The sequence below is a fragment of the Pseudomonas sp. zjy_15 genome (genome assembly GCF_043101865.1).
Classification (GTDB): Bacteria; Pseudomonadota; Gammaproteobacteria; order Pseudomonadales; family Pseudomonadaceae; genus Aquipseudomonas; species Aquipseudomonas putida_Y.
In genome coordinates this window covers 1-23,779 of sequence record NZ_JBICII010000101.1, presented here as the reverse complement: position 1 = coordinate 23,779, position 23,779 = coordinate 1, and the positions used below count along the sequence as shown (strand labels likewise).

General features: G+C 62.4%; 20 protein-coding genes. 15 read left to right on the top strand and 5 right to left on the bottom strand.

Annotated elements, in window-relative coordinates; translation table 11 throughout:
* Positions 1-2: 2 nt before the first annotated feature.
* From moaE to ACF8EF_RS18965, 5 genes are all read right to left on the bottom strand, one after another.
* Positions 3-449 (bottom strand): molybdopterin synthase catalytic subunit MoaE, encoded by a 447-nt coding sequence (gene moaE, locus ACF8EF_RS18985; protein ID WP_070384329.1) that lies wholly within the window; start codon positions 447-449, stop codon positions 3-5.
* Positions 450-451: 2 nt separating this feature from the next.
* Positions 452-697: a MoaD/ThiS family protein gene (locus ACF8EF_RS18980; protein WP_176682788.1), complete on the bottom strand. Its 246-nt coding sequence runs from the start codon at positions 695-697 to the stop codon at positions 452-454.
* Positions 697-1,167 carry a cyclic pyranopterin monophosphate synthase MoaC gene (gene moaC / locus ACF8EF_RS18975; RefSeq protein WP_003251775.1) on the bottom strand — a complete coding sequence of 157 codons (471 nt, stop codon included), beginning with the start codon at positions 1,165-1,167 and terminating at the stop codon, positions 697-699. Before moaC ends, ACF8EF_RS18980 begins: the two co-directional genes overlap by 1 nt.
* A gap of 196 nt (positions 1,168-1,363) precedes the next feature.
* Entirely contained in the window at positions 1,364-2,758 is a 1,395-nt protein-coding gene (locus ACF8EF_RS18970; RefSeq protein WP_176682590.1) for a PhoH family protein, read from the bottom strand.
* 281 nt (positions 2,759-3,039) lie between these two features.
* Positions 3,040-4,167 carry a polysaccharide deacetylase family protein gene (locus tag ACF8EF_RS18965; protein WP_392461782.1) on the bottom strand — a complete coding sequence of 376 codons (1,128 nt, stop codon included), beginning with the start codon at positions 4,165-4,167 and terminating at the stop codon, positions 3,040-3,042.
* 137 nt (positions 4,168-4,304) lie between these two features.
* Here ACF8EF_RS18965 and yaaA point away from each other — a divergent pair, with 137 nt between their 5' ends.
* The 15 genes from yaaA to ACF8EF_RS18890 all read left to right on the top strand — a co-directional run bounded on the left by yaaA (position 4,305) and on the right by ACF8EF_RS18890 (position 23,724).
* Complete coding sequence (gene yaaA, locus ACF8EF_RS18960; protein ID WP_392461780.1) at positions 4,305-5,084, top strand: peroxide stress protein YaaA; 780 nt, start codon at positions 4,305-4,307, stop codon at positions 5,082-5,084.
* Positions 5,085-5,883: 799 nt separating this feature from the next.
* Entirely contained in the window at positions 5,884-7,200 is a 1,317-nt protein-coding gene (locus ACF8EF_RS18955; RefSeq protein ID WP_392461778.1) for a nucleotide sugar dehydrogenase, read from the top strand.
* A gap of 86 nt (positions 7,201-7,286) precedes the next feature.
* Positions 7,287-8,768 (top strand): glycosyltransferase family 2 protein, encoded by a 1,482-nt coding sequence (locus ACF8EF_RS18950; protein WP_003251762.1) that lies wholly within the window; start codon positions 7,287-7,289, stop codon positions 8,766-8,768.
* A gap of 37 nt (positions 8,769-8,805) precedes the next feature.
* Entirely contained in the window at positions 8,806-9,972 is a 1,167-nt protein-coding gene (locus tag ACF8EF_RS18945) for a PilZ domain-containing protein (protein ID WP_392461776.1), read from the top strand.
* Between the two features lie 88 nt (positions 9,973-10,060).
* Positions 10,061-11,506, top strand: a complete 1,446-nt coding sequence (gene algK, locus ACF8EF_RS18940; protein ID WP_392461773.1) for an alginate biosynthesis TPR repeat lipoprotein AlgK — start codon at positions 10,061-10,063, stop codon at positions 11,504-11,506.
* A complete protein-coding gene (locus ACF8EF_RS18935; RefSeq protein ID WP_392461771.1) occupies positions 11,503-12,981 on the top strand; it encodes an alginate export family protein in 1,479 nt (492 codons plus the stop codon). The genes algK and ACF8EF_RS18935 overlap by 4 nt, the downstream gene beginning before the upstream one ends.
* Positions 12,982-13,002: 21 nt before the next feature.
* The gene (algG, locus tag ACF8EF_RS18930) at positions 13,003-14,562 is read left to right on the top strand and encodes a mannuronan 5-epimerase AlgG (RefSeq protein WP_392461769.1); all 1,560 of its coding nucleotides are present in this window, start codon (positions 13,003-13,005) and stop codon (positions 14,560-14,562) included.
* 13 nt (positions 14,563-14,575) lie between these two features.
* Positions 14,576-16,015, top strand: a complete 1,440-nt coding sequence (locus ACF8EF_RS18925) for an alginate O-acetyltransferase (protein ID WP_392461767.1) — start codon at positions 14,576-14,578, stop codon at positions 16,013-16,015.
* Between the two features lie 8 nt (positions 16,016-16,023).
* Positions 16,024-17,127: a mannuronate-specific alginate lyase gene (locus tag ACF8EF_RS18920; RefSeq protein ID WP_392461765.1), complete on the top strand. Its 1,104-nt coding sequence runs from the start codon at positions 16,024-16,026 to the stop codon at positions 17,125-17,127.
* A 198-nt stretch (positions 17,128-17,325) separates the two neighbouring features.
* Positions 17,326-18,783: an MBOAT family protein gene (locus ACF8EF_RS18915; RefSeq protein WP_176682583.1), complete on the top strand. Its 1,458-nt coding sequence runs from the start codon at positions 17,326-17,328 to the stop codon at positions 18,781-18,783.
* Between the two features lie 11 nt (positions 18,784-18,794).
* Positions 18,795-19,952, top strand: a complete 1,158-nt coding sequence (locus ACF8EF_RS18910; protein ID WP_392461763.1) for an alginate O-acetyltransferase — start codon at positions 18,795-18,797, stop codon at positions 19,950-19,952.
* Between the two features lie 20 nt (positions 19,953-19,972).
* Complete coding sequence (locus tag ACF8EF_RS18905) at positions 19,973-20,620, top strand: alginate O-acetyltransferase AlgF (protein WP_021784108.1); 648 nt, start codon at positions 19,973-19,975, stop codon at positions 20,618-20,620.
* A gap of 35 nt (positions 20,621-20,655) precedes the next feature.
* Positions 20,656-22,110, top strand: coding sequence for a mannose-1-phosphate guanylyltransferase/mannose-6-phosphate isomerase (locus ACF8EF_RS18900; protein WP_176682786.1), 1,455 nt, complete (start codon positions 20,656-20,658; stop codon positions 22,108-22,110).
* A 305-nt stretch (positions 22,111-22,415) separates the two neighbouring features.
* A complete protein-coding gene (locus ACF8EF_RS18895) occupies positions 22,416-22,880 on the top strand; it encodes a multidrug transporter (RefSeq protein WP_176682580.1) in 465 nt (154 codons plus the stop codon).
* A gap of 31 nt (positions 22,881-22,911) precedes the next feature.
* Positions 22,912-23,724 carry an SDR family oxidoreductase gene (locus tag ACF8EF_RS18890; RefSeq protein WP_176682579.1) on the top strand — a complete coding sequence of 271 codons (813 nt, stop codon included), beginning with the start codon at positions 22,912-22,914 and terminating at the stop codon, positions 23,722-23,724.
* The last annotated feature ends 55 nt before the right edge of the window (positions 23,725-23,779 follow it).

Genomic DNA, 23,779 nt, shown 5'->3' with positions numbered 1-23,779 from the left:
GATTACCAGCGCCCCGCCGCATCCTGGTCACTCTGTTTCCCCTCCACCCACCTTGGCCCTTCCTGGGTATTCTCCTTCTTCCAGAACGGCGCCCGGGTCTTCAGGTAGTCCATGATGAAATTGCAGGCATCGAACGCCGCCTGCCGATGGGCGCTGGCTACCCCCACGAACACAATCGGTTCACCCGGCTCCAGCGCACCGATGCGGTGCAGCACCTCCACCTTCAACAGCGGCCAACGCTGCTCGGCCTCGACCACGATCTTGGCCAGGGCCTTTTCGGTCATACCCGGATAGTGCTCGAGGAACATCCCCGCCACTTCGCGGCCATCGTTGAAATCCCGCACATAGCCGACAAAACCGACCACCGCGCCCACGCCCACATTGGCCGCATGCATGGCATTGGTCTCGGCCCCGGGGTCGAACGCGCCTTCCTGTACTCGCACAGCCATGTTCAGCCTCCGGTCACCGGCGGGAAGAACGCCACTTCATCGCCCTCTTCCAGCGGTTCATCGAGCTTGCACAGCTCTTCGTTGCGCGCGCACATCAGGTTCTGCTCGGCCAGCACTTCGTACTGCCCGCCCTTGGCTACCAAGGCCTGGCGCACATCATCAAGCACCTTGAACGCCCCCTCCACCCGCTCGCCATCCACGCCCAACAGTTCGCGGTAACGGGCGAAGTACATCACCTTGACCTTCATCACGCCTCCACCTTGTAATGGCCACTCTTGCCACCGAGTTTTTCCAGCAGGCGCACCTGCTCGATGACCATACCTTTATCCACAGCCTTGCACATGTCATAGATCGTCAGCGCGGCCACACTGGCGGCGGTCAGCGCCTCCATCTCCACGCCGGTCTGCCCGGCCAGCTTGCAGCGGGCGACGATGCGCACGGCATCCTGCCCCTCAGCGCTGAGCTCGACCTTGACGCTGGTGAGCATCAGCGGGTGGCACAGCGGAATCAGGTCGCTGGTTTTTTTCGCCGCCTGTATCCCGGCAATGCGCGCCACGGCGAACACGTCACCCTTGGGGTGTTCACCGTCGACGATCATCTGCAAGGTCTGCGGCAACATGCGCACCCGCGCCTCGGCGGTAGCCTCGCGCTCGGTCACGGCCTTTTCAGTGACGTCGACCATGTTGGCCCGCCCCTGGGAATCAAGATGTGTCAGCACTGCTTTGCTCCTGTGAAGGGAGTTCGCAGTGTAAACCTGTGGGTCAGGTTTGAGCAGAGGTATGTGTCGCCAGGTTTGGCCTCTTCGCGGGCACGCCCGCTCCCACAGGCGCACCACGATCTCGATTCAAGTGGACATCCTGCGAGCGGGCGTGCCCGTGAAGAGGCCGGGCAGTAATCTGCCCGGCTACATGGTTTTACAAATGCGACTCGGCGTACTCGGCCAGCACCGAGCGAGGCACGCCCTGCAGGGTGATGTGCACGCCATTTGGGAAGTCCTTGAAGCGCTCGGTCAGGTAGGTCAGGCCCGAGCTGGTCGCGGACAGGTAGGGGGTGTCGATCTGCGCGAGGTTGCCCAGGCAGACCACCTTGGACCCGGAGCCGGCACGGGTGATGATGGTTTTCATCTGGTGCGGCGTCAGGTTCTGGCACTCGTCAATCAGGATCAGGCTCTGCTGGAAGCTACGGCCACGGATGTAGTTCAGCGACTTAAACTGCAGCGGCACGCGCTCGAGGATGTATTCGACGCTGCCATGGGTGCTTTCGTCATCCATGTGCAAAGCTTCGAGGTTGTCGGTGATGGCGCCCAGCCACGGCTCCATCTTCTCTGCTTCGGTACCCGGCAGGAAGCCAATCTCCTGGTCCAGCCCCTGCACGCTGCGGGTGGCGATGATGCGCCGGTAGCGCTTGCTGACCATGGTTTGCTCGATGGCCGCAGCCAGCGCCAGGATGGTTTTACCGGAGCCGGCGGCGCCGGTCAGGTTCACCAGGTGGATATCCGGGTCCAGCAGGGCGAACAGTGCCAGGCTTTGGTGAATGTCGCGTGGTTTCAGGCCCCAGGCTTCCTGGTGCAGCAACGGTTCCTGGTGCAGGTCGAGCAGTAGCAGTTCGTCGTCACGGATGCCCTTGATCCATCCGACGAAGCCCTGCTCATCGATGATGAACTCGTTGACGTGCACGGCTGGCAGGTTGTCGATCATCTGCACCCGATGCCAGGTGCGGCCGCGCTCCTGACGGGTATCGACCTTGCTCACGCGGTCCCAGAACGAGCCGGTGACCGAATGGTAGCCCTTGGACAGCAGGGACACGTCATCGACCAGTTGGTCGGTGCTGTAGTCCTCAGCCGCTATACCGCAAGCGCGCGCCTTCAGGCGCATGTTGATGTCTTTGGTGACCAGCACGACATCCAGGTCGGTGCGCCGGGCCCGGACTTCGAGCAACTGGTTGATGATGATGTTGTCGTTGAGGTTTTCCGGCAGCAGCTTGATCGGCTCGTTGCGCGGGGTCATCAGGATGGACAGGAAGCCCTTGGGCCCGCTCTTGTTGCGCTGGATCGGCACGCCCTGCTCGACATCGCTGGGCGAAGCGTCACCAAGGGTCTGATCTATCAGGCGGATGGCCTGGCGGCATTCGGCGGCGATGCTCTGTTTGCCGGTCTTGAGCTTGTCGAGTTCCTCCAGCACCGTCATCGGGATGGCGACATGGTGCTCCTCGAAGTTCAGTAACGCGTTAGGGTCGTGAATCAGGACGTTGGTATCGAGCACATACAGGATTGGCTTGCTGGAGGAAGGGTTGCGTCCTTGGTCATCCATACTCGGTCACCTTATGTCGAAGCCACACGGCGTGGTCTGTTACGCCGCAGAGTGACTGCCGCTGTCCCCGTATCCGCGTTGTTACGGGCGGGAAGCGAACCTGGCCAGGTGAGCCCGGATGACGCCACCTGTGCTGCAGGAATCGGCTGTCTGGTTTCTTCATACCGCAAAAACCATGACCGAAAAAAGCACTTTTACGTATTTTTGAAGTTTATTTTTCCGATTGACGAAGAGGCCTTGGCGCCAGCGTCAGAGGGGACTACGCTCAAAAGTCATACCCTCTATTCGCGGTATCCATATTCCCGGCAACCCTCCCAGCCGATACCGCTTTGCGCGGTATTGCGCAGCAGCCATTCCACGGCCGGCTGCGCCTTGGGAAGGCTGTCATGAAACTGGATCACGCCCTTGCGCCACAACAGCATCAGGGTCAATACGCGCTGCGCGGACGCCTCGGCGCTCAATGCACCGTCATCCTGAGCATCGATGTCCCACAACGATACCCGCAACTGCTGGCGGGCCATGAACGCCTCGCCGTCAGCCCGGCGCTGGCCATAAGGTGGGCTGAACAGCGGTACATACTGCTCGGGCAGATCAGCCTGCACCCGCGCCTGGCTGCGCCGCAGCGAATCCTGCCAGTCGGTCCACTGCGCATGGGAGCGGTATTCCCACCCCTGGATGCCCACGCACTGCCCGCCATAGAGCTGGCGCAAGGCGTGTACCGAGGCGCCATCACGACGTTGCTGCAAACGGTTGCCGAGCGTGAAGAACGTGCCTTCGAGCTTTTGCCGGCGCAGGTAATCGGTGAGTAGATCCGTACTGCCCCCCTCGGGGCCGGGTCCGCCGACAAAGGTCAGCAGGAACATGCGGTCGTTCAGTTCGTCACCCTTGCGCTCGCGCGAAGACAACCGCTCAATTTCACTGCTGGTCTGCGGCAGCAACGCCGCCTTGCGCAGTTGCTCGTCCAGGTAGCGTACATGGAACTGGTGGCTCGGCTCGATCCAGCCGGTATAGAACGCACCAACGTCAGCTGCGAACGTCACCGCTTGTGTGCGCAAGTCCGCCATGGACGTAATCGGGTAGCAAAATGATGCATCCTGCTCACAACTGCGCTGAGCCTGTTGATAACCCTCCCACAACCGCTGCCACATGCGCGCCCGAACCTGGCGCACCTTCTGCAGGTTGATCTGCCGCAGCCCCAGCCGGGCCGCCAGGGTCGCGTCATCCAGCAACTCGCTTTCGTGCAGTACTTGGGCGAACGAAAGGATTTCTGCCCGGGAGGCCACATCGAACAGCGCCGGGCTGTCCAGTTGTTCGGGCCACAGGCTGCGGTCCAGGCTGACCTGCGATGATGGGGCGGCTTGCACGGCCAGGCTCAGCAGGCAGGCCAGCAAAGCAGAAGCAATGCGCACAGTGGAAGGCTCCGCAACGGCAAAACGCGAACTATAGCGCCTGCACCGACCATGGTCTGTGACTATCGTCGCCATAGTTTGGACTTGCACCGCCCACCCCGTAGAATCCTCGGCCAACGATGCCAGGAGCCGACCCGATGCTGACGGTGATTTCCCCCGCCAAGACCCTCGACTACGACACCCCGCCAGTGACCGAGCGTTTCACCCTGCCCCAGTACCTGGATGAATCCCAGGCCCTGATCCAGCAGTTGCGCGAACTGTCGCCGGCGCAGATCAGCGAACTGATGCACCTGTCCGACAAGCTCGCCGGCCTGAATGCTGCGCGCTTTGGCAGCTGGACCCCAGACTTCACCCCGGCCAATGCCAAGCAGGCGCTGCTGGCGTTCAAGGGTGACGTGTACACCGGCCTCGATGCCGAGAGCCTGAGTGAAGACGACTTCAGCTACGCTCAGGGCCACCTGCGCATGCTCTCGGGCCTTTACGGCCTGCTGCGCCCGCTCGACCTGATGCAGCCCTACCGCCTGGAGATGGGCACCAAGCTGGCCAACGCCCGCGGCAAGGACCTGTACGCCTTCTGGGGCACGCGCATCAGCGAATGGCTGAACCAGGCCCTGACCGATCAAGGCGATGACGTGCTGTTGAACCTGGCCAGTAACGAGTATTTCAGTGCAGTGAAACGCAGTGCCCTGAAGGCCCGGGTGATCAACGTCGACTTCAAGGACCAGAAAAACGGCCAGTACAAGATCATCAGCTTCTACGCCAAGAAGGCCCGCGGCATGATGAGCCGCTTCGTCATCCAGCAGCGCATCAGCGCCCCGGAACAGCTCAAGCAGTTCGATGCTCAGGGTTACTACTACAGTGCCGAGCAGTCCAAGCCGGACCATTTGGTGTTCCTGCGCGATCACCCCGCGGAGTGAGCCTGTCACGTCCTCTTCGCGGCTAAAGCCGCGAAGAGGCCAGCCGCCGTGATCCCCCCTGCCCTGCAACAGGGCACGCAGCAAACCGCCATCGCGCCATCAATCCGACGCCAAAAATCCAGCACCCTTGCCTTTATCGCCAAACGCCATAAGACCGTTCATACCTTTTTTGACGAAATCTGAAAAAAATTTTCAGATGCTGGCATAAAAATATCTAGCAACAGTTACGCCCTTGATACACGGGGGTGAAGCACCTGCGTGCTATCAATTTGAAACTGTCCGCAACTGAATAAATATTTAGAAATCTTTCATTCGAGCGAAACTGGCTCAGGAACTTCTGCCAAAGCCAATCGCTCATAGTGCCGTAACGATTTTCCTGCCTACGGGCTGTGAGAGATGACTTACAGATGACAGCGGCGGGTATCCACTGCCCGCTATGAGAAATTCGACAGGTATTACGGAAACCCCCGAAGACCTTGTCCATGCAGGAGAGACGCGCCCCTTACAAATCGTCCTAGTGGTTGATTTCAAAGGATTTATTCACTTGAAAAAACAAGCACAGCAACGCGCCAAGTAGCGCATTGCAATAAAGACGGCTGCATTTCAGGGCACGTTTTTTAATATATGGCTATTGAGTGCCAACTTTGAGTGCATAACTTTTTGCGCTCCGGATTTATTTTGCCTGCGCTCGGCGAAGTGTGCATTCGCCATGGATCCGTGCGCCCGAAAACTGTTGTTAATCAACCCAGCCCGGCTCTCTGCGGAGGTGTCGGCGTGATAAACACATGAGGTGATAGCGATGCGTATCAGCATCTTTGGTTTGGGTTATGTGGGTGCAGTCTGTGCAGGCTGCCTGACGGCGCGTGGCCATGAAGTGATCGGTGTGGACGTGTCCAGCACCAAGATCGACCTGATCAACCAGGGCAAGTCGCCCATCGTCGAACCTGGCCTGGAAGCACTCCTGCAACAGGGCATCGCCAATGGCCGCCTGCGCGGTACTACCGACTTCGCCGAAGCCATCCGCGCCAGCGACGTGTCGATGATCTGCGTGGGTACCCCCAGCAAGAAAAACGGCGACCTGGGCCTGGAGTACATCGAGTCGGTGTGCCGCGAAATCGGCTACGTGCTGCGTGACACCACCCGCCGTCACACCATCGTGGTGCGCAGCACCGTGCTGCCTGGCACCGTCAAGAACGTGGTCATCCCGATCCTGGAAGATTGCTCGGGCAAGAAGGCCGGCGTCGACTTCGGTGTGGCGGTCAACCCGGAATTCCTGCGTGAAAGCACCGCGATCAAGGACTACGACCAGCCACCGATGACGGTCATCGGCGAACTGGACAGCACCAGCGGTGACATCCTCCAGGCCCTGTACGAAGAACTCGACGCCCCGGTCATCCGCAAGCCGATCGAGGTGGCCGAGATGATCAAGTACACCTGCAACGTATGGCACGCCACCAAGGTCACCTTCGCCAACGAAATCGGCAACATTGCCAAGGCCGTGGGTGTCGATGGCCGTGAAGTGATGGACGTGGTCTGCCAGGACAAGGTCCTCAACCTGTCCCAGTACTACATGCGCCCAGGCTTCGCCTTCGGCGGCTCGTGCCTGCCCAAGGACGTACGCGCCCTCACCTACCGCGCCGCCAGCCTCGATGTCCGTGCACCGCTGCTCGACTCGCTGATGCGCAGCAACGAATCGCAGGTGCAGAACGCTTTCGAGCTGATCGAAGCCCACGACAAGCGCAAGGTCGCCCTGCTGGGCCTGAGCTTCAAAGCCGGCACCGATGACCTGCGCGAAAGCCCGCTGGTGGAACTGGCCGAGCGCCTGATCGGCAAGGGCTACCAGTTGGACATCTACGACGAGAACGTCCAGTACGCCCGCGTCCACGGCGCCAACAAGGACTACATCGAGTCGAAGATCCCGCACGTGTCGTCGCTGCTCAACGCCAACTTGCAGCAGGTGATCGACAACGCCGACATCATCGTCCTCGGCAACCGTGACGAGCAGTTCCGTGCGCTGGCCCTGCAAGCGCCAGCCGGCAAGCAGGTGATTGACCTGGTCGGCTTCATGAACAAACCGACCAGCACCACCCACCGTACCGAAGGCATCTGCTGGTAAGTGCCCGGCCGGGCAGCGACGAGGCACTCGACAAGAGCCGCCCCCTCGCTGCCCACCCTTTCCCGAATTCTCGACGGATGCTGAACATGCAAAGGCTCCAGACAGTGCTGTTGCAGTGCGCCGGGTGGCTGCTCTACATGAGCCTGCTCATGCTGATCGCCCTGGCCCTGCCAGCCGATATCTTCGACTCGCAATCGAAGCACTTCATCTTCCTGGTCGGCGCAGTCGGCATCTGGCGCTACTCCATGGGCGCCACCCATTTCATCCGCGGCATGATCTTCCTCTACGGCGTGTACCCGTACCTGCGCCGCAAGGTGCAGAAAATGGGTAATGCCACCGACCCGTCGCATGTCTACCTGATGGTCACCAGCTTCCGTATCGAAGCGCTGACTACCGCCCAGGTGTACAGCTCGGTGATTCGCGAGGCGATCAACTGCGGCTTCCCCACCACCGTGGTCTGCTCACTGGTGGAAATGTCCGATGAACTGCTGGTGAAGAGCCTGTGGGCCAAGTACAACCCGCCGGCCCACGTGAAGCTGGACATCGTGCGTATCGCCGGTACCGGCAAGCGTGATGGCCTGGCCTACGGCTTCCGCGCCATCTCGCGCATGCTGCCGGACGAGAACGCCGTGGTGGCGGTGATCGACGGTGACACCGTGCTGGCCGACGGCGTGGTGCGCAAGACCGTACCCTGGTTCAAGCTGTTCCCCAATGTGGGCGGCCTGACCACCAATGAATTCTGCGAAGTGCGCGGCGGCTACATCATGAGCGAGTGGCACAAGCTGCGCTTCGCCCAGCGCCACATCAACATGTGCTCGATGGCCCTGTCCAAGCGCGTGCTTACCATGACCGGGCGCATGTCGATGTTCCGCGCCAGCGTGGTGACCAACCCCGAGTTCATCGCCGACGTCGAAAGCGACTCGCTGATGCACTGGCGCCTGGGCCGCTTCAAGTTCCTTACCGGGGACGACAAGTCCAGCTGGTTCAGCCTGATGCGCCTGGGCTACGACACCTTCTACGTGCCGGACGCCGCCATCAACACGGTCGAGCATCCGCCGGAAAAAAGCTTCCTCAAGGCCAGCCGCAAGCTGATGTACCGCTGGTACGGCAACAACCTGCGGCAGAACTCACGGGCACTGGGCCTTGGCCTGCGTCGCCTGGGGCTGTTCACCAGCATCGTGTTGTTCGACCAGCGCGTGTCGATGTGGACCAGCCTGCTGGGCCTGACCGTGGCGGTGATCGCCAGCCTCAAGTTCGGCATGGCCTTCCTGCTGGTGTACCTGCTGTGGATCGGCATCACGCGCCTGATCCTCACCATCATGCTGCTGTGCTCCGGCCACAACGTAGGCCCGGCCTACCCGCTGATTCTCTATTACAACCAGATCATCGGCGCGCTGATGAAGATCTACGTGTTCTTCCGCCTCGACAAGCAGTCGTGGACGCGTCAGCCCACTGCCCTCAAGCGTGACCTCGCCAGCTTTCAACAATGGTTCAACACCTGGTCCTCGCGGACCATGACCTTCTCGGCTGCCAGCATCTTCGTTGCTGTGCTGTTCATGGTCGTGTGAGCCCAACCCGGATCGGATCTAACAGGAACAAACCACCATGAATACCGCCGTGAACGTCAATGTCGTGCATGAGTCCGAAGCCCAGCGCCAACACGCCCGGGTACGCATTCCCGCCAAGCTGCGGTTCCTGGACGCCCAGCGCCAGGTCCACGAAGTCAAGGTCGAAGACCTATCTGCCGGCGGCCTGAGCTTCCACGCCAAGCAACCGCAGTCGGTGGGCGATGTGCTGCGCGGGCGCCTGCAGTTCGTGGTCGACAACCTGGGCCTGTCGATCGACATCGAGTTCCAGGTGCGCTCGTACAACCCGGACAATGGGCGTATCGGTGCGCAGTTCCAGAACCTTGAGCCACGTGACATCGCCACGTTGCGGCACATCATCACCAGCCACCTGTCGGGTGAGCTGATCAGCATCGGCGACGTACTCAGCACCCTGCAGCGCGACAACTTCACCAAGGCGCGCAAGCAGAAGGACGGTGGGTCGGGCCTGAGCGCGTTCGGCCGCCTCAAGGCAGTCACCGTCACACTGGGCGTGTTCGTGGTCGGCGTTGCCGCCTTCGGCTTCGTCGCCAAATCGTTGTACGGCATGTATTTCGTCAGCCACGCAGAAGCCGGTGTGGTCGCAGTGCCGACCACCAACATCACCATGCCGCGCGACGGCACCGTGAGCAGCCTGGTCGAAAGCGGCGGGCAGATCGCCAAGGGCGCGCCACTGGCCAGCTTCACCACCAGCATGCTGGACATGCTCAAGGGCAACCTTGAAGACGCGCAGCTGGAGCCGGCGAAGATCGAGGAGCTGTTCGGCAAGCAGCTGTCCGGCACCCTCACCAGCCCCTGCGACTGCGTGGTCGCGCGCCAGTTGGTAGACGACGGCCAGTACGCCGCCAAGGGCCAGCCGATCTTCCAGCTGATCCCACGCACCACCAACCCGATGGTCGAGGCGCGCTTCAGCTACCGCCAGTTCGACGAGGTCAAGCCGGGCACCCGGGTCAACTTCCAGGTGGCCGGCGAAGACGAAGTGCGCACCGGTCAGATCGTCAGCAGCACCAGCCTCAACAGCGAAGACCTGTCCTCCGCCATCCGCGTGCAGATCAAGCCGGACAGCAGCCTGCCCGCCGAACTGGCTGGCCGCCCGGCGTCGGTCAACAGCGACCGTGGCCCATCGTTGAACTGGCTGATCGACAAAGCCGTGGCCCGTGGCCTGTGAGGGACGGACAATGATCTCTGATACCAACACCTATCCTGTGGGAGCGGGCATGCCCGCGAAGAGGCCAGCAGGGACAGCACCGTCGGCTATGCCAATTCGCGGGTTTGCCCGCTCCCACAGGGTCCGTGTGAACCTGGGATTGTGTGCACTGGCCGCCGCCATCACGTTGGCCGGCTGTGCCGGCCTGCCTGACCAGCGCCTGGCCAACGAGGCCCTGAAGCGCGGTGACACGGCATTGGCCGAGCGCAACTACAAGGCGCTGGCTGACCTGGGCTACAGCGAAGCGCAAGTCGGCCTTGCGGACATCAAGGTGGCCACCCGCGACCCCTCGCAAATCAGGGAAGCCGAGGCCACCTATCGCGCTGCGGCCGCCACGTCGCCACGCGCCCAGGCGCGCCTTGGCCGCTTGCTGGTGGCCAAGCCTGACAGCACCCAGGCCGAACGTGAGGAAGCCGAAACCCTGCTCAAGCAGGCCGCGAAACAGGGCCAAAGCAATACCCTGATTCCGCTGGCAATGCTCTACCTCAGCTACCCGCAGAGTTTCCCCAAGGTCAACGCGCAGCAGCAGATCGACCAGTGGCGCGCCGCCGGCAACCCGGAAGCAGGCCTGGCCCAGGTGTTGCTGTACCGTACCCAGGGCACCTACGACCAGCATCTGGGCGAGGTGGAGAAAATCTGCAAGGCCGCGCTGAACACCACCGACATCTGCTACGTCGAACTGGCCACCGTGTACCAGATGCGTGGCCAGGCCGATCAGCAAGCCGCCCTGCTCGGCCAGCTGAAATCCGCCTATGCCCGTGGCGCAGTACCGGCCACCCGGGTCGACAGCGTTGCCCGGGTGTTGGCCGATCGCAGCCTCGGCCAGACCGACGAAAAAACCGCCAAGGATCTGCTTGAGCAAGTAGCCCCGGCCAACCCGGCGTCCTGGGTCAGCCTGGCACAGCTGGTATACGACTTCCCCGAACTGGGCGACACCGACCAGTTGATGGCCTACATCGACAAAGGCCGCGAAGCTGAACAGCCACGCGCCGAACTGCTGCTGGGCCGTCTGTACTACGAAGGCAAAACCCTGCCTGCCGACGCTCAAAAAGCCGAGCAGCACCTGCAAGCCGCTGCCCAAGCCGGTGAGATCAGCGCCCATTACTACCTGGGCCAGCTCTACCGTCGCGGCTACCTGGGCAATGTCGAACCGCAGAAGGCCGTCGACCACCTGCTGGCCTCCGCCCGTGGCGGGCAGAACAGCGCCGACTATGCCCTGGCCCAGCTGTTCAGCGAGGGCCACGGCATCCGTCCACAACCAGGCAACGCCTGGGTATTCGCCCAACTGTCGCAGGCCAACCCGACGCCACAATCGGCGGAACTGCTGCAGCAGCTCGACCAGCAACTGACACCTGATCAGCGCAACCAGGCCCAGCAGCTGCTGGACCAGGAAAAGCGTGCACGCGGCAGCATGGCGCAGGGCGCGAATAGCACCCTGGCCCTCGAAGCCCTGCAAGACGACGAAAAAGAAGTAGACGGTGAGGACTCGCTATGACGCTCAACCCCTTCGTGAAAGCCGGTATCGGTCTGAGCTTCGCCCTGTTGTGGTCCTGCCCGACCCTGGCGGAAATGACCGCCGAGAAAAACTTCGGCCTGGACGTGAAAATCACCGGGCAATCGGAAGACGATCGTGACCTGGGCACCCGCTCTGGCGGCGATGTCAACGGCCTGGGCCTGGATCTGCGCCCGTGGGTGTACGGCGAGCGCGGTAACTGGAGCGCCTACGCCATGGGCCAGGCGGTCGCTGCGACCGACACCATCGAAACCGACACCTTGCGCCAGAACGGCGACGGCACCAGCACTGAAACCGGCGACGACAGCCGTCAACCAGACAAAAGCTACCTGGCCATGCGCGAGTTCTGGATCGGCTACAGCGGTCTCACCGCCTACCCCGGCGAGCAACTGCGCTTCGGTCGCCAGCGCCTGCGCAGCGACGATGGCATGTGGCGCGATACCAACATCGAAGCGCTGAACTGGACCTTCGACACCACCCTGCTCAAGGCCGACCTGGGCGTGGCGCAGCGCTTCAGCGAATACCGCACCGACCTCACCGAACTGGCCCCGGAAGACAAGGACCGCACCCACCTCTACGGCAACGTCGCCACCCAGTGGACGCCTGGCCACTGGGTCGGCGTGCGGGCACACCATACGCACGACAACGGCAGCCTGAAGAACCCCGGCGAAACCGTCGACGCCCTGGACAAGACCCGCACCGGCGACCTCACCTGGCTGGGCCTTGAGGCCAACAGCGACGCCTACAACTGGCGCAACGACCATACCGTCAACTATTGGGGCAGCGTCACCTGGCTGACCGGAGACCGCGACACCCTCAGCAGCCAGGCCGTAGGCGACGAGCAGGTTGCCACCGGCAAGCGGAGCGGTGACGCCAATGCCTGGGCAACCGACCTCGGCATCCGCCTGCGCCTGGACCCACAATGGCAGGTCGGCGCGGCCTATGCCCGTGGCAGCGGGGGCGGTGGCGATGACGGTTCCAACAACTTCGAGCAGACCGGCCTGGAGAGCAACCGCTCCAACTTCACCGGCACCCGCTCGCGCGTGCACCGCTTCGGCGAAGCCTTCCGCGGCGAGCTGGGCAACCTGCAGGCCGCCACCCTGTTCGCCTCCTGGCAGTTGCGTGATGACTATGACGCCAGCCTGATCTACCACAAGTTCTGGCGGGTCGACGGCAACCAGAACATTGGCTCCAGTGGCATCAACGCGGTGGTCAACGACAACGGCGTGAATCGCCCGCTGGTCGATGGCGAAAAAGACCTTGGCCAGGAAATGGACGTGGTCGTGACCAAGTACTTCAAGCAAGGCCTGCTGCCGGCTTCGATGAGCCAGGCAATCGACGAGCCGTCAGCCCTGGTGCGCCTGCGTGCCGGTGTATTCAAGCCGGGCGACGCCTACGGCAAGGAAGCGGACTCGTACATGCACCGCGCCTTCGTCGACGTCATCTGGCGCTTCTGAGGCCGTAGGGGACTGACCGTGATGAACCTTCACCCGCACTTACGTCACAGCCTGTTGGCCAGTGCCTTGCTGCTGGCAAGCGGCCTGGCCACTGCCGCAGAGCCCCAGGTGATCGCCAAGGAGCTGCAGCAGGCCAAGACCTATACGGTGGCCAGCGCACCGATCGAGCCACTGCAACTGGACCCGCCAAAGCTGCCCGACCTCACCGGTTTCACGGCCGAGGCGGTGCAGAAGAAAATCGACCGCCGCCACAAGGGCAAGGTCAGCCTGCGCCGCATGTTCCAGGAGGACGCCCTCAAGGAATTCGTCGGCGGCGACAACAAGGCCGCCGAGTGGGTGCAGCGCCAGCACGGCATCCCGCAGGCGATCTTCGTCGATGACGGCCATGTCGACCTGGCCGAGTTGAGCAAGAAGGTGCCCAAACAGTACCTCAGCGAAGTCGAGCCCGGGGTTTACCTGGCGCGTCTGCCGATCGTGGTCGGGCAAAAGGGCATCCTCGAGATCGACGGCAAGGTCAAACAGCTGCGCCTGTCCCAGGAGGGCGGCGCATTTCTGGTCAATGACGGCAAGCTGTTCGTAACCGACACCCAGGTGACCGGCTGGCGGGAAAAGGACAACGGCCCGGCGACCTTCCGCTCGCCCAAGGAATTCCGCCCGTTCCTGCTGTCGTGGGGCGGTACCGAGACCTACATCGTCAATACGAAAATGGCCAGCTTTGGCTACGCCAAGTCCAAGTCGTATGGCGTGAGCATCTCCCAGTACACGCCGAACATGGCCAAGCGCATGGGCCGCCCGGAGCCCACCGGCTGGATCATCGGTTCGGAGTTCAGCGACATGTGGTACGGCTTCTACTGCTACGAAACCCAGGACTTCGTGATCAAGGACAGCACCTACCGCGACAACATCGTCTACGGCATCGACCCGCACGACCGTTCGCACCGCCTGATCATCGCCGGCAACACGGTGTACGGCACCAAGAAGAAGCACGGCATCATCGTTTCGCGTGAGGTCAACGACAGCTGGATCATCAACAACAAGAGCTATGACAACAAGCTCTCGGGCGTGGTGATCGACCGTAACAGCGTCAACAACCTGGTGGCCTACAACGAGATCTACCGCAACCACACCGACGGCATCACCCTGTACGAAAGCGGCGACAACCTGATCTGGGGCAACAAGCTGGTCAACAACCGCCGCCACGGCATCCGCGTGCGTAACAGCGTGAACATCCGCCTGTACGAAAACGTCGCCATGGCCAACGGCCTGGTCGGCGTATACGGCCACATCAAGGACCTGTCCGACACCGACCGCGACATCGCCCTCGACCCGTTCGACACCAAGGTGTCGCTGATCGTGGTGGGTGGCGAGCTGTCGGCCAACGGCTCCGGCCCGCTGTCGATCGACTCGCCGCTGTCGGTCGAGCTGTACAAGGTGTCCATGCTCGCCCCACGCAAGGCCAGCGGCATCAGCCTCAATGGTGTGCTGGGCGAGCGCCAGGACGAAATCCTCGACCTGCTGGTACGCCAGCAGAAGGCTGTGCTGATCGACCCGGTCGAACGCCAGACCGAAATGATCGATTAAGGAAGCCCAGACCATGACTCCACACCTGATGAAACTGCTGGGCCTGTCCGCCGCCCTTCTGGCAATCAGCCAGGGCGTGCGCGCCGAAGACGTCAAGGCCCCGACCTTCAGCGCCGAGCCCTGCTGCCAGTTGTGCCCTGAAGCGCACGATGCCAGCCGCTACACCACCCGCTATCAGCAAAACTTCACCACGCTGGTGCAGGCCCAGGGCGACTGGCTGTTCCGCACCCGCGAAGACCTGCGCACCGAGTTCAACACCACCCCGGCCGGCTACAAACGCCTGCAACAAGTGCACGACGCGTTCAAGAAGCGTGGTGTGGAACTGGTGGTGGTGTACCAGCCGACCCGTGGCCTGGTGAACCGCAACATGCTCAACCCGGCCGAGAAAGCTGCCTTCGACTACCAGAAGGCCCTGGGTAACTACCAGGCCATGCTCAAGCGCTTCGCCAGCATGGGCTACAACGTGCCCGACCTGTCACCACTGACCAACGAGCAACTGGCCGCCGCCGACCGGGGCAAGGATTTCTACTTCCGTGGCGACCAGCACTGGACGCCATACGGTGCCGAGCGCGCAGCGAAGATCGTGGCCGACACCGTGCACAAGATGCCAGCCTTCGAAGGCATCCCGCGCAAGGAATTCGAGACGAAGAAGTCCGGGCGCATGGGCAAGACCGGCACCCTGCACAACGTTGCCGGCCAACTGTGCGGCACCAGCTACGCCGTCCAGTACATGGACCAGTTCGCCACCGAGCCGAAAGGCTCGAGCGGCGGTGACGACCTGTTCGGTGACAGTGGCAACGCGCAGATCACCCTGGTCGGTACCAGCCACAGTGGCAAGAACTACAACTTCTCGGGTTTCCTCGAGCAATACATTGGTGCCGACGTGCTCAACGTCGCCTTCCCAGGTGGTGGCCTGGAAGGCTCGATGATCGAGTACCTGGGCAGCGAGGAATTCCAGAAGAACCCGCCGAAGATCCTCATCTGGGAATTCTCCCCGCTGTACCGCCTGAACCAGGAAACCATCTGGCGGCAAATCCTTGGCCTGCTCGACAACGGCTGCGACGACCGCCCAGCCCTGATGAGCGCCAGCACCACCCTCAAGCCGGGCAAGAACGAGCTGATGGTCAACGGCAAGGGCGGCGTGATCAAAGACCTGATCAACCGCAACCTGCAGATGGACGTCAAGTTCGAAGACCCCTCGGTGAAGGTGTTGCAGGCCACCCTGTGGTACCTCAACGGCCGCCACGAGGACATCAAGCTGGAAAAACCGGAAACCGCCGACACCGACGGCCGCTTCGTCTTCCAGATGCGCGAAGACGAGGACTGGGCCAGCCAGCGCCTGCTGGCGTTCGAGGTACAGGGGCCGGAAAGCGGCACCCAGAAGGTCGAGGCCAAGCTCTGCAAACGCAACAACTTCGCCATGCCTGCGCAGACCGCGCAGGCCGGCCAGTGAGGCGACCCATGACCATTTTCAAGCGAATTTCCAGCCCCACCCTGCTCGCGCTGGCCTTGTTTGGCGGTGCCGCGCACGCCGCGCTGGTTCCGCCGCAGGGTTACTACGAGGGGATCGAAAAGCTCAAGAGCGGCGATGGTAACTTCCGCTGCGAAGCGGCACCCAAGCCATACACCGGCGCACTGCAGTTTCGCAGCAAGTACGAAGGTTCGGACAAGGCACGGGCAACGCTCAACGCTGCCTCGGAAAAAGCCTTCCGCAAGTCGACCGAAGACATCACCACGCTGGAGAAAGGCGTGAGCAAGATGGTCGGCCAGTACATGCGCGACGGCCGCCCGGCGCAACTCGACTGCACCCTGACGTGGCTAAGCACCTGGGCACGCGCCGGTGCATTGCTGTCCACCGACTACAACCATACCGGCAAGTCGATGCGCAAATGGGCGCTGGGCAGCATGAGCGGTTCGTGGCTGCGGCTGAAGTTCTCCAACTCGCAGCCGCTGGCCGCACACCAGGCCGAGGCCGACCTGATCGAAAAATGGCTTACCCGCCTGGCCGAGCAGACTGTGCATGACTGGAGCAACCTGCCGCTGGAGAAGATCAACAACCACAGCTACTGGGCGGCCTGGTCGGTCATGGCTACCGCCGTCGCCACCGACCGGCGCGACCTGTTCGACTGGGCCGTGAAGGAATACAAGGTGGGCGCCAACCAGGTGGATGACCAGGGCTTCCTGCCCAACGAAATCAAGCGCAAGCAGCGCGCGCTGGCCTATCACAACTACGCCTTGCCGCCGCTGGCGATGATTGCCAGCTTCGCCCAGGCCAATGGCGTCGACCTGCGCGCCGAGAACAACTTCGCCTTGCAGCGCCTGGGTGAAGGCGTGCTGGCCGGCGCCCGCGACCCCAGCCAGTTCAAGGCGCGCGCGGGGAAGAAACAGGACATGACCGACCTCAAGGTCGACAGCAAGTACTCCTGGCTCGAGCCCTGGTGTGCGCTGTACCACTGCGTTGGCGACACGCTTGAGCGCAAGCACGACATGCAGCCGTTCAACAGTTTCCGGCTGGGCGGCGATGTGACCCGGGTCTACGACCCGAGTGCAGAGAGCAAGAAATGAATTGACCCCCATTGCGGGGGCGGAACCTGTGGGAGCGGGCATGCCCGCGAAGAAGCCACCGCGGTGCATGGCAAGGGCTTCGCCCTTGTTCGCGGGCTTGCCCGCTCCCACAGGGATCTAAGTTGCCTTCCAGTCTTGCACTGGGGGGTTTGGGGGGCGCTTTGCCCTGGATGCTGTGAACAAATTAGGAGAACCGGGATGGTCTTCTCGTCCAACGTGTTCCTGTTCCTGTTCTTGCCGATCTTCCTCGGCCTGTACTACTTGAGCGGGCAACGTTATCGCAACCTGCTGCTGCTGATCGCCAGCTACATCTTCTATGCCTGGTGGCGGGTGGATTTCCTGGCACTGTTCGCCGGGGTCACCCTGTGGAACTACTGGATCGGCCTGAAAGTCGGTGCCGCCGGTGTGCGCACCAAGCCAGCGCAGCGCTGGTTGCTGCTCGGCGTGGGTGTCGACCTGGCGATCCTCGGCTACTTCAAGTACGCCAACTTCGGCGTCGACAGCCTGAACGCGATCATGACTTCGTTTGGCCTGGAGCCATTCATTCTGACCCACGTGCTGCTGCCGATCGGTATCTCGTTCTACATCTTCGAGTCGATCAGCTACATCATCGATGTATACCGCGGCGACACCCCGGCGACCCGCAACCTGATCGACTTCGCAGCGTTCGTGGCGATCTTCCCGCACCTGATCGCAGGCCCCGTGCTGCGCTTCAAGGACCTGGTCGACCAGTTCAACAACCGCACCCACACCCTGGACAAGTTCTCCGAAGGCTGCACCCGTTTCATGCAGGGCTTCATCAAGAAAGTGTTCATCGCCGACACCCTGGCCGTGGTCGCCGATCACTGCTTCGCCCTGCAAAACCCCACCACGGGTGACGCCTGGCTCGGCGCCCTGGCCTACACCGCACAGCTGTACTTCGACTTCAGCGGCTACAGCGACATGGCCATCGGCCTGGGCCTGATGATGGGCTTCCGCTTCATGGAAAACTTCAAGCAGCCCTATATCAGCCAGTCGATCACCGAGTTCTGGCGGCGCTGGCATATCAGCCTGTCGACCTGGCTGCGCGACTATCTGTACATCACCTTGGGCGGTAACCGTAAAGGCACCTTCAATACCTACCGCAACCTGTTCCTGACCATGCTGCTGGGCGGCCTGTGGCACGGTGCAAACTTCACCTACATCATCTGGGGCGCCTGGCACGGCATGTGGCTGGCCATCGAGCGCGCGCTGGGCCTCGACACCAACCCGCAGCGCTTCAACCCGGTGAAGTGGGCCTTCACCTTCCTGCTGGTGGTGGTCGGCTGGGTGATCTTCCGCGCCGAAAACCTGCATGTGGCCGCCCGTATGTACGGCGCCATGTTCAGCTTCGGCGACTGGCAGCTGTCGGAGCTCAACCGCGCCCAGCTCACCGGTCTGCAGGTGGCCACCCTGGTCATCGCCTACCTCACCCTGGCGTTCTTCGGCCTGCGCGACTTCTACCGCAATGCCAGGCCGACGCCCAAGGCGACCCCGGTGCAGGTCAACGCTGACGGCTCGATCGGCCTGGACTGGACCCGGGTGACGACCCGCGCACTGATCCTGCTGCTGTTCGTCGCCTCGATCCTCAAGCTTTCGGCGCAAAGCTACTCGCCGTTCCTTTACTTCCAGTTCTGAGGTTGATGACCATGACCCGGACATTACGCATCACCTATTCCCTGTCGTTCCTCGGCCTGCTGGTCGGCATGGGCGCCTGGTCCACCGGTGGCCTGCAGAGCTTCCAGCGCACCGAGCAGATGACCCTGCTCAACGGCAAGCTGGCCAAGGCCGCCGAGACCCACTACGACGCCGAGTTCCCGATCAAGCGCCTGGGCACCAACCTGTGGGCGGCAATGGACTTCAAGTTGTTCAACGAAGGCCGCCCGGGTGTGGTACTGGGCCGCGACCAGTGGTTGTTCAGCGACGAAGAGTTCAAGCCCACCGCCGGTGCCGAACAATTGATGCAGGAAAACCTGGCACTGATCCGTGGCGTACGCGACACCCTGCAGCAACACGGCAGCCAACTGGTGCTGGCGATCGTACCGGCCAAGGCGCGGGTCTACGCCGAGTACCTGGGCAAAGAGCGGCCTGCCAGCCTGCATGACGACCTGTACAACCAGTTCCATGCCCAGGCACGCCAGGCCAACGTGTTCGCACCGGACCTGATGGCACCGATGGAGCAAGCCAAGGCCCGTGGCCAGGTGTTCCTGCGTACCGATACCCACTGGACGCCTATGGGTGCCGAAGTGGCGGCGCAAACGCTGGCCGAAGCGGTCAGCCGCCAGAGCCTGCTCAACGGCGACCCACAAGCCTTCATCACCGAAGCCGGCAACACCGCCCCCTACAAGGGCGACCTGACCAACTTCCTGCCATTGGACCCGTTGTTCAGCAACCTGCTGCCGACCCCGGACAACCTGCAGCAACGCACCACTCGCCCGGTCGACGCCGAGGGTGACGCCGGCGACGCGTTGTTCGCCGACAAGCAGATCCCGGTTGCACTGGTAGGCACCAGCTACAGCGCCAACCCGCACTGGAACTTCCTCGGCGCGCTGCAGCAGGCCCTGCGCAGTGACGTCGCCAACTACGCCGAAGACGGCCATGGCCCGCTGCTGCCGATGCTCAAGTACCTGCAAAGCGATGCCTTCAAGAACGCCGCACCACAAGTGGTGGTGTGGGAATTCCCCGAACGTTATCTGCCAATGAAAAACGACCTCAGCAGCTTCGATCCGCAGTGGATCGCGCAGCTGAAAAACTCCCGTAAATCCGAACAAAACCTGGCCTTGTCGTCCACCCGGACAGACCACTGACTGATAGAGAGGAAACGCACATGACTACCAAGACTTCCATTGCCAAAGCCCTCACCCTCGCGGCCGGCCTTTCCCTTGCTTCGATGCAGGCCTTCGCCGGTGCCGACGCCGCGCTTTATGGCCCTAGCGCGCCGAAAGGCTCGACCTTCGTACGCCTGTACAACGCGACCAGCGCACCGGCCGCAGCATCGGTCGGCAACACCCAGATCAAACAGGTTGGCGCACAGGCCAGCAGCGACTTCAGCTTCCTGCCAGGCGGCGACTACACCGCCCAGGTCGGCGGCAAGAGCGTGCCGGTCAAGCTGGCCTCGGACAAGTACTACACCCTGGTCAACAGCAACAACGGCAACCCGAAACTGATCGAAGAACCACCGTTCAAGAACAAGCAGAAAGCCCTGGTGCGCGTGCAGAACCTGAGCGACCAGCAACTGACCCTGAAAACCGCCGACGGCAAGACCGAAGTGGTCAAGCCGGTGGCCGCCAACGGCCGTGGCGAACGCGAAATCAACCCGGTCAAGGTCAACCTGGCGCTGTACCAAGGAGACAAGAAAGTGGGTGACGTGAAGCCCGTCGCCCTGGAACGCGGCGAAGCCGCAGTGCTGTACGTAACGGGTTCCGGCAACGCCTTGTCGCCGGTGTGGGTAACTCGCCCCGTGGCTAGCAACTGATTCCCCTGCCTCTCAACGACTATTGGAGAAACATGATGATCCCGGTAATTCTTTCTGGTGGTAGCGGTTCCCGTCTGTGGCCTCTGTCGCGCAAGCAGTTCCCCAAACAGTTCCTGGCCCTGACCGGTGAACACACGTTGTTCCAGCAAACCATCGAGCGCCTGGTATTCGAGGGCATGGACACCCCGGTCGTGGTCTGTAACAAGGACCACAAGTTCATCGTCCAGGAGCAACTGGCCGCCCTGAAGCTGGAAACCCAGGGCATCCTCATGGAACCGTTCGGCCGCAACACCGCGCCGGCCGTGGCCATGGCTGCCATGAAGCTGGTCAACGAAGGCCGCGACGAGCTGATGCTGGTGCTGCCTGCCGATCATGTGATCGATGACCAGAAGGCCCTGCAACGTGCCCTGGCCTTGGCCACCGTGGCCGCCGAGCGTGGCGAGATGGTGCTGTTCGGCGTGCCGGCGACCAAGCCGGAAACCGGCTATGGCTACATCCGTTCCAGCCAGGACGCGCTGCTGCCCGAAGGCGTGGCGCGGGTTGCGCAGTTCGTCGAGAAGCCCGATGAAAAACGCGCCGCCGAGTTCGTCCAGGCCGGTGGCTATTTCTGGAACAGCGGCATGTTCCTGTTCCGCGCCAGCCGCTTCCTTGAGGAACTGAAAAAGCACGATGGCGACATCTACGACACTTGCGTACTGGCCCTGGAGCGCAGCGAGGAAGACGGCGATGTGCTGAGCATCGACGAAGCCACCTTCGCCTGCTGCCCGGACAACTCCATCGACTACGCGGTAATGGAAAAGACCCAGCGCGCCTGCGTGGTGCCGATGTCGGCCGGCTGGAGCGACGTCGGCTGCTGGTCGTCGCTGTGGGAAGTGCACGAGAAAGACGACAACGGCAACGTCACCAAGGGCGATGTGGTGGTTCAAGACAGCCGCAACTGCATGATCCACGGCAACGGCAAACTGGTGTCGGTGATCGGCCTGGAGAACATCGTGGTGGTCGAGACCAAGGATGCCATGATGATTGCCCACAAGGACAAGGTCCAGGGCGTCAAGCAGATGGTCAAGACCCTCGACGAACAGGGCCGCACGGAAACCCAGAACCACCTGGAAGTGTATCGCCCGTGGGGCTCGTACGACTCGGTGGACATGGGCGGCCGCTTCCAGGTCAAGCACATCACCGTCAAACCGGGCGCCAGCCTGTCGCTGCAGATGCACCATCACCGCGCCGAACACTGGATCGTGGTATCCGGTACCGCCGAGGTGACCTGCGACGAGAACGTGTTCCTGCTGACCGAAAACCAGTCGACCTATATCCCCATCGCTTCGGTGCACCGTTTGCGTAACCCGGGCAAGATCCCGCTGGAGATCATCGAAGTGCAGTCCGGCAGCTACCTGGGCGAAGATGACATCGAACGCTTCGAGGATGTGTACGGGCGCACCTCCACCCCCATCGAGCGCGGCGTTTCGGTGAAGACCATCGCGCAGTAAATGCTGACTCGCCCCTGGGCTGACCAGGGGCGAGCCTGCTCATTCAACGCTCGGGGCTATGATGTGGATGTCGAATGGGCCAGCCACCACCTTGAAAGGTCGCTGCAAATCATCCTCCCCCTCAAATGTGACTCATGGCCATGCTCCTTTAGAATAGGCAGGGTGAAATCCAGAAGGGATGTAGCGTTTCCTCTGCTCGCAGCAATGTCAGGTCTGGTTTCTGGCAGAGGTGCTCACCGGTTACCTGACCGCTGGGTTTTAGGTAGGCTGTAGCCATCACTCCGCGCGAATGAGGCGATTACGCGATGCTGATCGGTGCCCTGCTGATCCTCACCTGGCTGGTGTTGTTGTTGCGTTACCCAGCCAAGGCTCTTCCCATCTCCCTGGCGGCCGTGTGTGGCCTGGGCCTGGTGGCTTCGTTCGTCGTCTGGCAAGACAGCCGCGAAAGCAGCCGACTGGCACGCCTGGACCTGCGCCTGACCTACGCCCCCGAACACTGTCCCGCCGACCGTGCCCTGCAGGTCCGCGTGAAGAACGGCAACGACGTGCCGCTGACCGAACTGCGTTGGCGCGTGGCGGCGTATGCACCGGGCGATACCGTGAACCTGGCCGAGAATACCTACAATGCACCGCGATACCGAGGACCAGGTGAATTGCAGCCGGGGGCCGAGTGGCAAGACTGCCTGCCATTGCCACCGCTGCGTTCCGGGTATCGGCCGCAGACCCTGGAATTCCGGGCAGAGCGCCTGCAGGGTACATTTGCCAATTGATGTGTTTACTCCATGACAACAGGCCCCAACCATGCCCACCGTCCTGATCACCGGTTGTTCCAGCGGCATCGGCCGCGCCCTGGCCGACGCCTTCCGCGATGCGGGCCACCATGTCTGGGCCACCGCCCGCAAGCCTGAGGATGTCGCGCAGCTGAGTGCCGCCGGCTACACGGCCCGGCAGTTGGATGTAAACGATGGCGAGGCGCTGGCCCGTCTGGCAGAGGAACTTGAGACCCTCGATATCCTGATCAACAACGCCGGCTACGGCGCCATGGGCCCACTGCTCGATGGTGGCGTCGACGCCCTGCGCCAGCAATTCGAAACCAACGTTTTCGCCGTGGTCGGCGTTACCCGGGCGCTGTTCCCGCAGCTGCGCCGCTCACGCGGCCTGGTGGTGAATATCGGCAGTGTATCGGGTGTACTGGTCACGCCATTCGCCGGCGCGTACTGCGCCTCGAAGGCGGCTGTGCATGCGCTGAGCGATGCCTTGCGCCTGGAACTGGCACCGTTCGGTGTACGGGTAATGGAAGTACAGCCGGGCGCAATTGCCTCGCAGTTCGCCAGCAATGCCCAGCGCCAGGCCGAGCAGGTGCTGGCGGCAGACTCGGCGTGGTGGCCTTTGCGTGAGCATGTGCAGGCACGGGCGCGGGCATCGCAGGACAAGCCAACTTCAGCGGCGGTATTTGCCCAAGGCGTGCTGGCAGCCGTCGGCAAGTCGCCGGCGCCAGCGCGGGTGCGGCTGGGGAATGGCAGTACAGCCTTGCCGCTGATGGCACGGTTGCTGCCGCGGCGGTTGCTGGACTGGGCGCTGCGCAAGCGTTTTGGCCTGCTGCGTCCGCTCTGAGTGATCGCCTGCCTTTACCCGCGAAAGGGCCGGACCTGCAGGCCAATTTTCACCC